The sequence below is a fragment of the Halobacillus dabanensis genome (assembly GCF_900114165.1).
Lineage (GTDB): Bacteria > Bacillota > Bacilli > Bacillales > Halobacillaceae > Halobacillus > Halobacillus dabanensis.
The window spans coordinates 583,346-598,537 of record NZ_FOSB01000001.1 but is presented as its reverse complement, the minus strand read 5'-3'; the positions used below and the strand labels follow the sequence as shown (position 1 = coordinate 598,537).

At 44.5% G+C, this 15,192-nt stretch carries 12 protein-coding genes; 2 read left to right on the top strand and 10 right to left on the bottom strand.

Annotated features, from left to right (window positions below):
- Positions 1-119: 119 nt before the first annotated feature.
- The 7 genes from BMZ58_RS03100 to BMZ58_RS03070 all read right to left on the bottom strand — a co-directional run bounded on the left by BMZ58_RS03100 (position 120) and on the right by BMZ58_RS03070 (position 12,468).
- On the bottom strand, positions 120-5,783 hold the full coding sequence (locus BMZ58_RS03100; RefSeq protein ID WP_244151483.1) for a GH32 C-terminal domain-containing protein: 5,664 nt from the start codon (positions 5,781-5,783) through the stop codon (positions 120-122).
- A 100-nt stretch (positions 5,784-5,883) separates the two neighbouring features.
- A complete protein-coding gene (locus tag BMZ58_RS03095; RefSeq protein ID WP_075035054.1) occupies positions 5,884-6,492 on the bottom strand; it encodes a YesL family protein in 609 nt (202 codons plus the stop codon).
- Positions 6,493-6,513: 21 nt separating this feature from the next.
- Positions 6,514-7,989, bottom strand: a complete 1,476-nt coding sequence (locus tag BMZ58_RS03090) for a glycoside hydrolase family 32 protein (protein ID WP_075035053.1) — start codon at positions 7,987-7,989, stop codon at positions 6,514-6,516.
- Between the two features lie 88 nt (positions 7,990-8,077).
- A complete protein-coding gene (locus BMZ58_RS03085) occupies positions 8,078-8,932 on the bottom strand; it encodes a carbohydrate ABC transporter permease (protein WP_075035052.1) in 855 nt (284 codons plus the stop codon).
- A 5-nt stretch (positions 8,933-8,937) separates the two neighbouring features.
- Positions 8,938-9,921, bottom strand: coding sequence for a carbohydrate ABC transporter permease (locus tag BMZ58_RS03080; RefSeq protein WP_083412489.1), 984 nt, complete (start codon positions 9,919-9,921; stop codon positions 8,938-8,940).
- Between the two features lie 92 nt (positions 9,922-10,013).
- Positions 10,014-11,366, bottom strand: coding sequence for an ABC transporter substrate-binding protein (locus BMZ58_RS03075; protein ID WP_075035051.1), 1,353 nt, complete (start codon positions 11,364-11,366; stop codon positions 10,014-10,016).
- A gap of 106 nt (positions 11,367-11,472) precedes the next feature.
- Positions 11,473-12,468 carry a LacI family DNA-binding transcriptional regulator gene (locus BMZ58_RS03070; RefSeq protein WP_075035050.1) on the bottom strand — a complete coding sequence of 332 codons (996 nt, stop codon included), beginning with the start codon at positions 12,466-12,468 and terminating at the stop codon, positions 11,473-11,475.
- Positions 12,469-12,771: 303 nt separating this feature from the next.
- Between BMZ58_RS03070 and BMZ58_RS03065 the strand changes: the two genes are divergently transcribed.
- Positions 12,772-12,951 (top strand): hypothetical protein, encoded by a 180-nt coding sequence (locus BMZ58_RS03065; RefSeq protein ID WP_075035049.1) that lies wholly within the window; start codon positions 12,772-12,774, stop codon positions 12,949-12,951.
- A gap of 106 nt (positions 12,952-13,057) precedes the next feature.
- Here BMZ58_RS03065 and BMZ58_RS03060 read toward each other — a convergent pair whose 3' ends face one another.
- Both BMZ58_RS03060 and BMZ58_RS03055 read right to left on the bottom strand, forming a co-directional pair.
- The gene (locus BMZ58_RS03060) at positions 13,058-13,285 is read right to left on the bottom strand and encodes a WYL domain-containing protein (protein ID WP_075035048.1); all 228 of its coding nucleotides are present in this window, start codon (positions 13,283-13,285) and stop codon (positions 13,058-13,060) included.
- A gap of 379 nt (positions 13,286-13,664) precedes the next feature.
- On the bottom strand, positions 13,665-13,964 hold the full coding sequence (locus tag BMZ58_RS03055; RefSeq protein ID WP_075035047.1) for a hypothetical protein: 300 nt from the start codon (positions 13,962-13,964) through the stop codon (positions 13,665-13,667).
- A 151-nt stretch (positions 13,965-14,115) separates the two neighbouring features.
- On the opposite strand from BMZ58_RS03055, the gene BMZ58_RS03050 reads away from it, so the two are divergent.
- Entirely contained in the window at positions 14,116-14,298 is a 183-nt protein-coding gene (locus BMZ58_RS03050; RefSeq protein WP_075035046.1) for a hypothetical protein, read from the top strand.
- 305 nt (positions 14,299-14,603) lie between these two features.
- Here BMZ58_RS03050 and BMZ58_RS03045 read toward each other — a convergent pair whose 3' ends face one another.
- On the bottom strand, positions 14,604-15,083 hold the full coding sequence (locus BMZ58_RS03045; RefSeq protein WP_075035045.1) for a GyrI-like domain-containing protein: 480 nt from the start codon (positions 15,081-15,083) through the stop codon (positions 14,604-14,606).
- Between the last annotated feature and the right edge of the window lie 109 nt (positions 15,084-15,192).

The window sequence follows — 15,192 nt, the reverse complement described above, 5'->3', positions numbered from 1 at the left end:
ATTTGATTTATAAAAACCTTTGTATGCACAGCGGTTCTATGATGAAAACGCGTTTGAAAAAGACATGACGGTTTGCTCAAAAAAAGGTTCTGTCCCGATTGGGAACAGAACCTTTTCGTTTAATTCAAGTACTTCTCGATGACACCGCGAACTTCTTTTCCTGTCGCATGTTTGTTCACTCTCTCCATCACATACCCCTGGACTTTTCCTGCATCGGAAGGTTGATGGGCTCCGGTTTCTTCCATCGCATGCTTTACAAGAAAATGTAGCTGGATCGAACTGAGCGAATAATCTTTTTTCTTCAAATCTAATTTCTTCTCCAGAAAGTCGATCATTTCGTTCTTGATCGAAATTAAAGTCTCTTTTTTCTCCACTATTTTCTCTTCTGCATCCTGATAAAGTTCCAGTTTCTCATCAAGATCTTTTCCTGTTTGCAGATCCATCGCCTTCAGCTGACCGAGAAGTTTCTCTTCTTCACTCAAGGCCACAGGGACGTTGACATCATCCACATTTATATGCCCCCAGCCTCCTTCTGCCTTGTCTGTAATGCGAATCAAGAGGTTTTCTCCCACAAACTCAGAAGCATCCCATTCGACTCGACGGTACGTTTCCTGATTTCTTCCTGTCGCTTGCTTCAGTACTTTCCCATCCGAGGTCCGAATAAGGGAGACAGATAGTTGGTCGATGTTGTTGCCACCGCCAATCAGAAAGTCAATCTTTCCATTGCCGCCAAGCTCAAAGACTTGTGATTCTAAAATACCTGTGGCTGCATCGCCACCGCTTGCATCAAGGAATCCCCAGAGGTGATATCGCTCAGGGTCTATCTGGTCTTCGGCCTGGTCGAACGGGCCACCCCAGCCCCAATCGTCTTTCGCTGTCACATGTGCATCAGAGAAGGCTTCCCCTTCTACGATGTTCCAGCCCGTTAAGTCACCGGTTTGAAAGTCATGATTTTCAAGCTCCCCATGAGGCGGGACCTTTTCTGTTTCTTTTTCATAAACAGGGACGGTATCACCGAAGGCACCGTTCATTTTCCAGACATCCATGGAAACAACCTCTGGATCGCCTCCCTCACTCCAAAGCTCTATGCCAAGAGCTTGATAACTTGTAGGATAGACGCGGGAAGTGATGCTCTTCTGTCCATTTGCATACGCTTCCACCATCGAACGATCCAAATAAAGGTGAAGTTGCCAACGGTTGCCGTTCAATTTCAATTCTCCACCTTGGACCCCTTTACTCACATCCGGGTCCAGGCTGGATTGATTTCGATCGATCGCAAACGTTTCTTTCGTTGTATCGTAATACACCAGTGTTTCTTCTTCGCCATTTTCACTCTGACGTACTTTAATGCCCACTTTATCTGCTTGTTTCGGATCAATGTCCAGGATGATTTCAAGCATGTCGCCTTCCACACCCTGTAGCATCTCATTCGCTTCTTTGATTCCTTTATTTTCAAAGGATACCAATGAATCGCCTCTTAAAGATTCCAGTTCCTGGATCGGCTGCACTCCGAGATCATGATTGTTTCTCAAGGAAAGTTCCACAGGCAGTCCAGCATTGTGCGCCCAGCCTGCGTCATAATGTTCCTGCTCACTTCGTTTGTCTTGAGCAATGCTGAATAAAATCGGCGTGCCGTCTTCATCCACCATGCCGCTTGGACCTGTGAAATGCTCACCATAATCAAACATTTTCGGTTCTTCATGATCAGGTACAAACTCCAGGTTTTCCTTATCCCACGTGCCTACCCAGTAGAAGGTGTATTTGACATTATGCGGACTATATCCATCGAACCATGGATTAATAAAGAACGCATATTTTTCCGTTCCGGAGTCATCTTTTCCGAGCGGCAGAAATACAGGGAGTTCCCATACATCGCCCGTTTTCGGATAGGCTTCTGAATCTCCGGTAAAGAAAGGCTTCTCGTAGGTCCAGTTTTCCAAATCCTTCGAGGAATATAACAGTGCTGTTCCACCAACTTGATCGATTCCTGACCCCATAAGCTGATACCAGGTGTCTCCATCTTTCCAGACAAATGGGTCGCGGAACTGTCCGTACATCACTTCGCCCACTTCTGCCGGAAGGTTTTCTTCCTGTACCGTTACTGGCTCATCAAGCATGCGCCATTCCTTCAATTCCGGGTCACTTGGATCCTCACTAACAGCAAGCCCTGTCATTTGATTCGGGAATTTACTATCATCCCCTGCCGTGAAGAATAGGACCGGTTCCCCACTTTCATCGAGGGTGGCACTGCCGGACCATACCCCGTCTGGAGCTACGGAGCCCGCTTCCGGTGCCAGAGCGGTAGGAAGCTCTTCCCAATGCACAAGATCCTCACTCACCGCATGTCCCCAATGGATATGGTGCCAATACGGTCCCTGTGGATTCTTTTGATAGAAGATGTGATATTTTCCATTATAAAAAATCGGTGCGTGTGGTTCGTTCATCCAATGTTCCGGAGGCATGAAATGATATTGTGGTCGATGCTGATCGCCATCGTAACGCGTGCGGTCCCAGTCCAGGGATGGTTCAGGGAGGGCGTTATCGTCAAAGCTATCTACCATAGACTGATACGCTTCTTTAATCTCTTCTTGTGACTTCGCCTCATTTGCTATTTTCACTTCATCCATCAAACCATTGAACATATTGGCATCAAACACCCCATTAATAAGTGCAGCCTGGTTGTGTTTACCAATTAATAGATCTTCGCTGGACGGTGTGATCCTTCCATTGCTTGTTTTTGTCTCTCCGACCAGTTTTCCATTCAAGTAAAGTTTCATTGATTGGTCGCTGCGATCAAAAGTAGCCCCCACATGGGACCACTGATCTTTTTCCAACCCTTGATCAGCCGTTGTGGAAACCTCTTGCCAATCGCCATTAATACCTGCCTGGAAGAAAAGTTTCCCGTGCCGGCCCATCCCTAAAATAAATCCTTCGCCTTTTGACTTATCATGCTGGTTGACGATCGCTGATATTTGATTGAGGTCCCCCCACTCATACGCTCGGGGAGCTACCCATCCTTCTATGGTAAGGGCATCTTTGGGCTGGACAAATTGGTCTTCCTTTTTAGTGACCCACGTGGAATAGCCATCAAATAATAAGGCGTTTCCTACCAATCCTGGCCGCCATAACGGATCCGTGGATGGTTTATACACCGCGTCATTAAACACGTAGTGCACAGGGTCGGATTGTCCACTGACTTCTTCTTTCGTAGTCATTCCTCCTTGTTCATCAAACGGCCAATGAGCAAGCGGGCCGGTCTGCTTCACCTGGAAGTCATCCACATTGATATGCCCCCACCCTTCTGTAGAGCTGTCAACGACTTTCAGATAAACTTCTTCCCCTAAATACTCGGAAGCATCCCAAACGACTTTCGAATATTCCTCAGAGTCGTTCCATTCGGTATTGGTTGCCTTCATCAATTCTTGATCATCGGACGCCCGTACCAGGGCTACATACAAGTGGTCAGGATCATTTCCTCCACCAATCAAATAAGAAATCGTCCCTGTTCCAGATAGGATGAAGGAAGAGGAACGCAGGACGCCGGTTTGCCCGTCCCCACCGTCTTTGGCGCCCCACAGATGGTAGTCTCCCTGGTGATTGAACGGCCCACCCCAGCCCCAATCCGTATCATTGGTTACATCAGCAGGGCTGAAAGCATTTCCCTCAACGACGGTCCATCCTGTTAAATCACCCGTTTCAAAATCACCGTTCTCAAGCTCATCTCCCACCGGCTCTCCTTCTGTATACACTTGAAAATCATCGACATTAATATGGCCAAATCCATCATTATGGTAATCCACTACTTTCAAGTATAGCGTTTCACCAAGGTAGGCACTGGCATCCCAGGAGACACGGCGGTATTTCTCGTCATTGGCTCCTGTAGCTTTGAAGAGTTCTTTCCCGTCTGACGCCCGGACAAGGGCTGCATATAAGCGTTCCTTATCCTGCCCACCGCCGATAAGAAATTCCACCTGTCCTTTTCCGCTTAATTGAAAAAGTTCAGATTGAAGCGTTCCTGTCCGGAAATCGGAATCACTGACGTTTTCCGAAAAACCCCAGAGGTGGGATTTTCCTTCCTGTTCAAAAGGTATGCCGTCCCAGTACGTTTCTGTTTGAGAAACTCCGTGGGTAAAGGCACTTCCGCTCGCTGTCCATCCTGTTAAATCGCCAGTTTCGAAGTCCCCGTTCTCCAAGGTGTTCGGAACATCTTCAGGAATAGTCATTTTCACAGGTTCCACGGTCGCCTTATCCAAATCTGTCACATTCAATTGACTAAGGTACGCCTCTCCTCCAGTACTGAACATTTCCAGTGTGGAAGAGGACGCATCTCTGAATATCTGATCGGTCAGTACGGTGGTCCCTCCATTCCCGAACACTTCCACAGAAGACCGGTCCAAAAGGATTCTCATATGGACTTTCCCGTCCTGCCCTTTTAGCGGAGCTTCATGGACGGCTGCAAAATCTTCTGAGAAGTCATCCTCCCCTGATGAAGTACGGTCAACAGCGATCTTCTCCTCTTTTGTGTGATAAACAATCGTCGTCGATTGATCGTTTTCGTTTCTCAACGTAAACCCGAAGGAATCTGCAGACGACTGATCGATATCAAAAGTAGCGTTTATTTCAAGCAAGTCATTGACAGGATCGCCAAGCTTCTGACTTCCTTCTTTCACTATTTCATCTTTTCGCTCTACGGTTTCTCCTCTCAGCTGTTCGAATTCAGCGACAGGCTGCTGTTGCAGTTGGTATGTGCCATCTTCTGCTGTACGAAGATTCAATTCGCGCGGAATAGACATAGCTCCACGGAAGTTTTCTGTCGGTATGTCCTGCCCATACTGCCAATTATTCATCCAGCCAAGCAAAATCGTACGTTCATCTTCTGTCGGCAGGTTGTTCCACGTTACTCCGGCATACATGTCAGCCCCATAATCCAAAGGAAGCGGTTTCATTTCTGCGGAAAAAGATTCTCCATTAAAATCGCCTACGACATACTCCATACCAGAGCCGCCGGCAGAAGAACCTTCACTCACACTCATCATCAGCACCCATTTCTTTCCGTTTCCACCTCCGTCTACCGGCAGTTCTACAAGATCCGGGCACTCCCAAACCCCTGTAGCATCTGCCGGACGTTCGAAGGTGTCGGTATGCTGCCAATCTTTTAGATTATCAGATTGGTAAAATTCGATACGCTGCCCCGCGGACACAACCATGTTCCATTGACCTGTCCCTTCATGCCAGAATACTTTTGGATCTCTGAAAACGTCCGTATCTTCGGGCATTTCCATGACCGGATTTCCTTCATACTTCGTCCAGGTTCGTCCTTTATCATTGCTGTAAGCAAGGCTTTGGGTTTGGTGTCCTGCTTTTTCATGAGTGAAGACAGCGACCATAGGCGCTTGATCACCCGTTTGGAACCCTGCTGTGTTCTGTTTATCTACGACTACACTCCCTGACCAGATGAACCCTTTTTCATCGGGATACAACGCTATAGGGAGCTCCTCCCAGTTGATCAAGTCTTTGCTGACCGCATGTCCCCAATACATCGGTCCCCATTGATTACCCGTGGGATTATGCTGATAGAATAAATGATATTCCCCATCATAATAGACCATTCCATTTGGGTCATTCATCCAATTTTCAGCTGGTGAATAATGAAATTGGGACCGGTATGGATCAAGCGAAGCTCCTTGACTCTCCTGCCCCCCTTCCTCAGCCATCGTATAGGTCGGAAACAAAGCTATTATTAATAGGACAATCGTCAAAACGGTGGGGCACCGACGGATCACATTTCTCAAATAATTTTCCTCCTTTAAAATGTAAGCGCTGTCAAAACTGTGCGCTGTTCGCTTTAAAACCAAGGTAAAAAGAAAACCCGTCTGTTCTTTCCTACAGTGAGACGGGCTTTTGAGCCTCTTGTTGAAAAGGAAACAAAAGGACGGTTAACAGAAGGATGATATTTACGGAATACAACGGCAGGATGCCAGGGATGAACCGAATACACAGTAGAAGCAGGGCAAACCCGGCGATAAAAGAAAGCAGACGACCAGGGGAAAGCAGTAGAAGATGAAGGGCGTTTTTCAACGCTTCTTTTGCCTTCTTTCCATGACTTAGAGGGATGAACGATAAAGTTGCCGTCATCAACACACCTCCCCCCAAAAACACGGTACCGCTGAAGAAAAGGTAGAACCATATCCCTGTGAATTGCAGACTTGTATAGATGTTGAACCCTAAAAGCATCAGTAAAACAAACGTACATAGGAACACAACATTCGCAGAAAGAAAGGATCGTTTATAGATATTCCAATAAAATGCTACCGGATGAGGACGCCGCTCCGCTATCCACTCTTTCAATAAAGCTGCACAGGCGGCAGAAGCAGGAAAGATACCGAAGAATCCGCCACCCATAAGTGTAAAAGTGATCCACAATACATTTAAAATCGCAAGCCGCATCAACCAGTCACATACAAGGTAGATCAGATTCCCAGTCCCTTTCATTTTCATCCTCCTGTTCTTTCTTTAAGCGTTCGGTCTCCAGACAGATGTCAGTTCACTAACAGACGATTGTTTCACTTCTACCGTTCCGCGGACAGCTTCCATCTTTAACTGAGCTTCATGATCAGCTGCCGGTAAGTATAAATTCGTCATGCTTATTTCTCCATCGCCAAGAAATAATTCGACCGAGGAATGGTCGCATACCAGCTTGAGATGGAAGGACGAATGATGCCCACTCAAAGGTGCCTGACAAGTACAAACATATTCCTTTGAGAAATCAATTTCCGCCCTGTCTCGTTGAACGTATATAACATTTCTTTCACGATCAATTCCAACCCTAAGACCTGCCTCCTCATTTGCAAATAACCGTCCTTCGAATACGCCTCCCTTTTCTATTTCCACATCCATTTCCCATAAGAAAGGGGAAGCAGGCTGGATGATCTCGATGGACTGCTTTTCGTTCAGAAAGAAAGGCTCCTTCTCCATTCGCTTTTCTATCAAACTTGTAAGCTCTGCGATAGGCTTTTGAATAAGTCGTTCCTGACCTTCCACCATAGATAAAGTCAATTCCCTTGGGATCGTCATCGCACTTCTCCACGGATCTGTCGGCACGTCATTGGCATATTGCCAATTGCTCATCCAGGCAAGGATCACCCTTCTATCCGGGACATCGGAAAATGACTGCGACGCATAAAAGTCTTTGCCGTAATCAAGCCAGCGGACCGCTTCTTTCGGCTGATGAGGAACAAAGTGCTTCCCATCAAAGGATCCGATGAAATACTGCGTGCCAGATCCACCTGAAGGAGCGCCTGCATCAATCCCGATCGGCAGCACCCATTTCTTTTCCCCGGAAATTTCATTCGTGAGAGGAAACAGATCCGGACATTCCCAAACCCCTTTTTGTTCGCCCCATCCTTCTCCAAATTCACTAGCATAGGTCCACTGCTTCAGATCAGGGGAGGTGTAGAATTGAACTTTTCTCCCTGCAGCAAGCACCATCACCCACTTCTCTGTCTTCTCATGCCAGAAAACCTTTGGATCCCGAAAGTCCTTGATGCCAGGGTTTTGAATCACCGGATTTTCGTCATATTTCACCCATGTCCGTCCCCGGTCTTTGCTGTAAGCAATGCTCTGCCTTTGTAAATCTCCATCTGCATGGGTATAAACAGCAACAAGTCCCGGTTTTCCATCAAAAAACCCACTCGTATCCTTCTGATCGACCACCGCACTCCCTGAAAATATCATGCCAAGATCATCCGGATATAGTGCTACAGGAAGATGTTCCCACGCTATCAGGTCCTTACTTACCGCGTGTCCCCAGTGCATCGGCCCCCACTGTTTACTATCTGGATGATATTGATAAAAGAGATGATACTCCCCTTCAAAGTAAACAAGACCATTGGGGTCATTCATCCACATTTGTTCGGGGGTGAAATGGATGTGAGGCCGATACCTCTCCTGATAATATCCATTCGTCATCAACGACTGGTTTTGAATCATATGTTATGGCACTCCTTCCAACAATAAGTAATCCTTCCTGTCAGGCGAAGGTTCTCCCCTTTTCGCCTGACAGTTGCGGAACAATCATTTAATTTTTTGAACCTGTGTGTGTTAATCCTTGTACGTAGTACCTTTGCAGGAAAGCAAAAATCAACAGCATTGGTACAGTGGCAATCGTTAAAGCAGCCATCACCTGCCCCCACTTGATTGGTGGTTCGTTCATGAAGTATTGAAGTCCAATCTGGATTGTCCGCATACTCTCATCCGAAGCTACAACAAGCGGCCAGAGGAAGTCATTCCAGTGATTGATAAATAAGACGATCGCCACCGTAGCAAACACCGGTTTAGAAAGCGGTACAATAATCCGGAAGAAGATTCCGATTTGAGAACAGCCATCGATTTTGGCCGCTTCCTCCAATTCTTTAGGAAAGTCGAGGAAAAACTGCCGGAATAAAAAGATAGCAAAAGCATTCGCGATAAACGGTACAATCAAACCGGTATACGTATTCACCCACCCAAGGTCATACACCAAAACGTAGAGAGGTAGAAAGATACTTTCCGGCGGGATGATCAGGGTCGCGATAATGACTCCAAGCCAAAAACCAGCCAGTGGAAAACGGAACCGGGCGAGGGCATAACCTGCCATTGAATTGACAATAAGCCCGAAGAAAATGATGCCGGTCGTATAAATCAAGCTGTTCATAATGTACTTCAAAAGGTCTACACGTTGAAAAGCTGCGATATAATTGTGCAGGTATCCTCCTTCTACTTCATTGGGAGCCGGAGGCAGAAAGGCTTTCAGTGATTTCATATCCCTGAAGATTTGAAACTCATCTTTCAACGATGAAACAAGCATCCATACTAAGGGAAAGAGAAAGATGAATGTGAGTATAATCAAAGAAACATATAAGACGACTCTCTGAATCCTTTTCTTTCTTTTCATAGCTTTTACCCCCTCTCCTCACGAATGAGCACACGCTGAATAATGGTGATAGTAAGTACAATCATTGTAAATACGACAGCCATTGCTGATGCATAACCCACATCTCTATAGTTAAATCCAGTTTCATAGATGTGATAAACCAGGGACTTGGTAGACCCAAGCGGTCCCCCTTGTGTCATGATCATCGGCTGGACAAGTAATTTAAAGGCAGCAATACTGATCGTAATAAAAATGAACAAGGCAATGTTTTTCAAACCTGGCAAAGTCACATGTAAAAATTTCTGCCAACTGGTTGCACCATCAATATCTGCCGCTTCATATAAATGGTTCGGAATGTTTTGCAGGCCAGCCAGGAAGATCATCATCTGGAAACCGGCCCCCTGCCAGACAGACATGACAATGATTGAATTCATTGCCTGATCAGGGCTTGTCAGAAATGGTTGCGGGGAAATTCCTATGACGCCGAGCAGCTGATTGATCAAACCTTCATTCGGATTGTACATAAATGTCCATAGAATCGATACCACAACCAAAGACATCACGACAGGTGAGAAAAATGCCGTTCGGAAAAACACGCGGAACTTCAATTTCTTATTAATGAGCAACGCAAGCCCTAACGCGACCGCCAGCTGAACAGGAACGACAATGACAGAAAAATAAACGGTATTCCAAAAGGCTTGTCGGAATTGAGCATCCTGCCATATATAAGAGAAATTCTCGAACCCTATAAAAGAAATATCATCTGGTTTTAAAATATAGAAATCTGTAAAACTATAATAGAAAGCAGCTCCCATCGGATACAAAAGGAATACTCCCAGAAGGATTAAGGCAGGAGCTAAGAAGAAGTATCCTGTCAAAGCTTCCTGGAATGCCTGTGACTTTCTTCTTTTCTTCCTCTTTGGCGGCACCTTTTTGATCGATGGTTCAGATGGAGCCTCATAATGATCCTGATCGGTCAGTTGTTTCGCAGAAGAACTATTCCCTTTCATATTTGTTCACCCTCTCTTTCAAATGCTTGGACGGCCGGTCTTTAAAAATCATCTGGAGCCTGGATACCCCCAGGCTCCGATGATTGGTCGGACTACTCTTCAAAACGTTTCAATTCACGTTCCACACGCTGAACCTGCTGTTCCACCACACTCTCTACATCTTCTCCCAGAGCAGCGGCGTGGAAGGATTGAGCAAACGCATCTGTCAATACCGGATAAGCAGGGGTAGCCGGGCGGGCATGGGCTGTTTGGATGACTTGCTCCTTCATGATGCTCCATGGAAGCTCATTGAATTTCTCCATGGTTTCGAATGCAGATTTCTGTGCCGGCGGCATGCCTGTAGCTTTCGAGATTTTGATTGTTGCTTCTTCATTCGTCATCCACTTCATAAGCTCGACAGCTGCTTCAGGATCTTCTGTATTATTTGTTACCGCATAAGCCATGCTTCCAGATGGAGACACTTTTTCGTCTTTGTAAGGGTACGGCATCATCCCCCAGTTCAAACCTGCGTCTTCAGCAGAAACAGCAATCCATGGACCGCCTAAAGCAAGGGCTGCATTTCCTTCTTCAAACTGCATCTCACCAGGACTATCTGTAACAACACCTTCAGCAAATAGATCTTTCACATAGTTTAAAGCTTCAATGGTTTCCGGACTATTTAAATAGCCATCCACTTTTGTGCCATCCTCGGAAATCAACGCGCCTCCGTTAGACCAGGCAAGCGGTGCTCCCATAAACGTCAACCATTCACCAACACCGTAGTTCATGAACAAGTTCAGTCCATAACGGTCTTCTGTGGTCAGTTTCTTAGAATTCTTCATCAATTCATCCCACGTCCAGGCTTCTTCTAAAGAATTAGCCGGCTCAATCCCTGCTTCCTCCAGCAAGTCTTTGTTGTAATAAAGCATGACGGAAGCTTCCATTGCTCCTAAGGAATACAATTGATCGTTGTATGTGCCTTGTTGAATGATCGAATCTACATACTGGCTTTTCGTTTCTTCGTCAATGTAATTATCGATCGGCTGAATCACTCCAGCTTCAGCAAAGCTTGAGACGTAAGGACCATCCACTGCCATCACATCCGGCAGGTTTCCTGCTACAAGCGCAGCATTAATACTGTCACTGTAAGCACTTGCTCCGTCATCAATGATGACTTCTGCGTTCACATGTATGTCGTCATGCTCTTTGTTGAATGCATCAATCAATTCAATGTACGCGTTTGTCTCATCTTCTCCTGTTTGGTGAATCCAGAAATCAAGCATTACATCTTCATCCCCTGTAGCTTCAACACTTGTATCAACAGAACCAGTCTCCACTGTGTCACTTGTTGCATTCTCCCCCGAACTACTACTACTTCCTTCTGAATTAGTGGAACTGTCACTCGAACAAGCCGCCATCATCAGCACCAATAGAACCCCTGCCAGCAAGTACAATAATTTTTTCATTCTCCGTACCTCCCATTTTCATAATTGAACGCTCACAGATAACCTTCCACTACATAAAAACGTTTACGTAATCGTTTACCTTATGGTTAAAAAGAGAAGGCTCACTTTAAAAGGAACCTCTCTGTACCAACTCTGCATCAAGCATGACTTCTGCAAATTTCTCTTTTGACCCGTTTATTCTCTTAAGCAGTTGCTCAACAGCTACTTTACCAATCTCAAACGCCGGCTGCCTGACGACAGATAAAGGGGGAGAAGTGATCTTCATCCAGTCATAATCGTCATATCCTATGATGCCGATTTCCTCAGGAATTTTAACCTGATGTTCATTAAGATAAGAAACAGCTCCCATCGTCATGACATTATTTGCAACAAACAAAGCAGTTACTTCTGCTTCATGAAGCTCTTTCGCTAATTGATATCCTTGTTCAAATGTAGCTGGCCCCTCTTTAATGAACTCTTTCCTTACGGGTATCGCTTTTTCTTTCAGGGCTTGTTTATATCCTTTCAAGCGCTCATCACTAGTAGTAATCCCCAGGGTCCCTGTGATAAAGCCAATCCGCTCATATCCTTTGTTCAGTAGAGCGCGGACACCTTCATATGACCCTCGCAGGTTATCAACAAGAACTATATCCCCTTCCACACCACTCGGATGACGGTCAATATAAACGACTGGATAGTCACCTGTTAGTTCCTTATTGTACGCTGAATCTTCCCCGTTTACAGGAGCAATGACCAATCCGTCAATCAATTGCGTATTAAAAACGCGAATTTGATTTTTTTCCGTTACTTCATCTTCATTGGAATTACTAAGTATTAAGTTATATCCATTCTCTTTCAACACCTTTTCAATTCCATTCGCAATACTCATGAAGAAAAAATTGGATGTATCTTCTGCAACTAATGGAACCAAAAGTCCGATCGTATTCGATTTACGGCTCCTGAGACTTCTTGCAATCCGGTTAGGCTGGTAATTCAGATCCTTCATCGCCAGGTATACCTTTTGCTTGGTTTCATCTGCTACAAATCTTGTCTCATTGATTACATGAGATACAGTTGCTGTAGAGACTTGGGCTTTTTTTGCAACATCTTTAATGGAAACCATGGTTAATCCTCATTTCTAAAACTAACTTAATCGTTTACGTAATCGATTACCTTAAGTAGACTATACTCCTTGCAAACGCTTTCGTCAATGTGTTTTTAGAAATATTTTGTTATTTTTCTTTTTATCAAACAGAAATAGGAATGCCATCAACGCCTTCTACTCAACAGTTGCCTTTTTATTAAAAAAATGGTTTCTTAAAAAATGACGCTCCCCTTTTTTGGGATTAGGCACTGTAGCCAAGAACTATGCACCCGATTAAGATTTGAATTATTGTTAACCCTAAGCGTATGGAGGTGATTGGCAATGCCAAAGAACCAGACAGGAACTGAGGTTGGAGAAGGAAGAAAAGAGAATCAGAAATCAATGATGGCACCAGGTTATTCCAGGACAGACCCAAATAAAGTAAAGCAGGAAATTCAAAAGGATGTAAGCGAAGGGATAGGAAGCATGACATCCCGTGAGGCGGGATCGATGAGAGATTGAAGAACCACTATTTGTGTGGTTCTTTTTCTACATATATAACTTTCCTATATTGCTGCTTTCTCCTATTATAACGTTCCACCTATTGTCGCTTCCTAGCACCTTGATTTCAGGGTGTCTTTCTATATCTCTCCCTTTCTTTATAAGGGGTTACAGACAAAATATTGGCAAGCTTAAATGACCGGACAGTTTTTCGAGTATAACAGTAAGCCAGGACTGTCTCCTCTTTTAGCGATACCACCCGGATCACCCTCTGAGATATCTTCCCTTTGTCAGCCATGTAGATCAGTTCAAGTGTCTGCTTCTCCTCTAAAGCTCTTCTCAAAATTCCATTCATTTATCATCACATCCCTTAACACAAAATGCGAACGTTTGTTCTGTTAATATATATGATATCACAACGGCATTAGAAGTAAACTGGTAAATGAAGGTCTCAATAAAGGAGAATAATCAGGTATTTTGTGATGCCCCTTTTTATGATTAAAATGCTATAGGAATGAAAAAGCCGGGAGCACAGCTACGGCAAAGCAGGTATGGGTTCTCGAGTGGGGACTCTCCTGATGTCGCTGAATATTAGAGGTTGCTTATGGAATTAAGGGAAGGTATGGAGTATTTCGAAGTCAACCGTCGATGTTCCTTAAATAAAATTCATCAGGTCTAGATAGGCCCTGGCACCGACCAGGGCTTTTTCAGATGTGCATGACGCTTTATATCAGTTATTCATCCATTTCCCGGTTATTATCATTATTGTTTCTTTCATCCAAAGGTCCTTCGTCAAGTTCGATCTCCCGGTCACCAAAATCGATCTCCTCATTCTCCCGGTCGATGATTGGATAGTCGACATCAGGTCTCGTATCCTCGCGATTGTCTCTGTCCAGACGATTTCTTTGATCGCCTTGCTCATAACGTGTCGGTTGGAAGTTAACGTCTTTTGGTTCCTCTTGTTCGTTGACTGCGCAACCAGGCAAAACAGATGAGAGTAATAAGCCCAGCAAAATCGTTCCTTTTATCTTCATTTATTCACCTCCTATTTCAACCTCTAATATTTACAAAAAGGCATGTATCATACATCTGGCACTACCTAAATAAACCATTATAAAATGCTTTACTCGTGGCAGAATAGTCGTGTACTCCCTTTACCAAATCCACTTCAAAGGAATGATATAAATGGCAGGCAGAGGAAACTCTTGGTTAGCATTAGGAGCAGCAGGGGCCATCGGAGCAGCAGCTATGTATGGAATAAATAGAATGAATCAAAATGGCGGGGCACAGGAAATGGCTCAAAGAGCACAAAATAGTCAGCCTGCCCAAAGCATGCAAAATGCAATTCCGAATTTTAATGGGAAATAAAAATCCTTTCTTAAAAGAGAGCTATTGATGCATATTTCCCACTAAAGATAGATGTGGTAATACAGAAAAAGCCCCACCCTCTCAAAGAAAGGTGGGGCTTACTGTTATCAAATGTTGGTGAAAATTAGTTAATTCAGGATTCGTAAAATCGAAAGCTGATTCCTCATAAACTGTGAATGTGCATATGTAGTATCTTTAGTTGGGATAAAATAAGCGAAACAAGTCATCACCTTTGACTACGGGCAAGACAATATAAGTCCTCTCTACTCCTGAGGTGACAGAACTTAATCCCTTTTTTATATTAACTAAACGACCGGATCACATAAATCGACAATATCCTCATTCTCCGTCCATTTTGAGTAAATTTCTAATGACCACTTATCCGGCACTCTTGTATGTCCATTCTCCTCGATCCATTTATGCAGATGAGTATATACCTTGAAAATTTCTGATGCATGGCCTTTAAAGTTCAGAACCGCATAATTTTGTGCAGGGATCACCAGGGTAACCATCCCGTCTGGAATATCCTCAAAATCATGAACCTCATAACACACCCAATATCCGTCGTCTTCTTCGGAAGTTTCTGCAGCTTTAAATGCCCCGATCAGTTTAACCGGCTCCACGATTTGTTTCACTTCATTTTTACGGCGGTGTAATGCCATTGATGCTTTCGGGATCTCTTGCCCATAACCCGCCATATCTTCACACACTACACGAAATCCAACCAGTTTCTTTTCTTCGACTTCTCTTATACCTTTTAAGGTTATAGGGTTGATTTTTTCCATATCCACCTTCCCCTTTCTCATGCTTATTGCTTATATATAACACTTCTGCGAAAGGTTAATTTTTCCTCTATGATTATTCCTTTGCAATTTTGCCGGATCCCTAAAAAAT

What these genes read in the sequence shown, in the direction of transcription:
- BMZ58_RS03090 (WP_075035053.1), bottom strand. Translation starts at nt 7,989, where the DNA reads ATGATTCAAAACCAGTCGTTGATGACGAATGGATATTATCAGGAGAGG.
- BMZ58_RS03070 (WP_075035050.1), bottom strand. Translation starts at nt 12,468, where the DNA reads ATGGTTTCCATTAAAGATGTTGCAAAAAAAGCCCAAGTCTCTACAGCA.
- BMZ58_RS03065 (WP_075035049.1), top strand. Translation starts at nt 12,772, where the DNA reads ATGCCAAAGAACCAGACAGGAACTGAGGTTGGAGAAGGAAGAAAAGAG.
- BMZ58_RS03095 (WP_075035054.1), bottom strand. Translation starts at nt 6,492, where the DNA reads ATGAAAGGGACTGGGAATCTGATCTACCTTGTATGTGACTGGTTGATG.
- BMZ58_RS03060 (WP_075035048.1), bottom strand. Translation starts at nt 13,285, where the DNA reads ATGAATGGAATTTTGAGAAGAGCTTTAGAGGAGAAGCAGACACTTGAA.
- BMZ58_RS03050 (WP_075035046.1), top strand. Translation starts at nt 14,116, where the DNA reads ATGGCAGGCAGAGGAAACTCTTGGTTAGCATTAGGAGCAGCAGGGGCC.
- BMZ58_RS03045 (WP_075035045.1), bottom strand. Translation starts at nt 15,083, where the DNA reads ATGGAAAAAATCAACCCTATAACCTTAAAAGGTATAAGAGAAGTCGAA.
- BMZ58_RS03085 (WP_075035052.1), bottom strand. Translation starts at nt 8,932, where the DNA reads ATGAAAAGAAAGAAAAGGATTCAGAGAGTCGTCTTATATGTTTCTTTG.
- BMZ58_RS03080 (WP_083412489.1), bottom strand. Translation starts at nt 9,921, where the DNA reads ATGAAAGGGAATAGTTCTTCTGCGAAACAACTGACCGATCAGGATCAT.
- BMZ58_RS03075 (WP_075035051.1), bottom strand. Translation starts at nt 11,366, where the DNA reads ATGAAAAAATTATTGTACTTGCTGGCAGGGGTTCTATTGGTGCTGATG.
- BMZ58_RS03055 (WP_075035047.1), bottom strand. Translation starts at nt 13,964, where the DNA reads ATGAAGATAAAAGGAACGATTTTGCTGGGCTTATTACTCTCATCTGTT.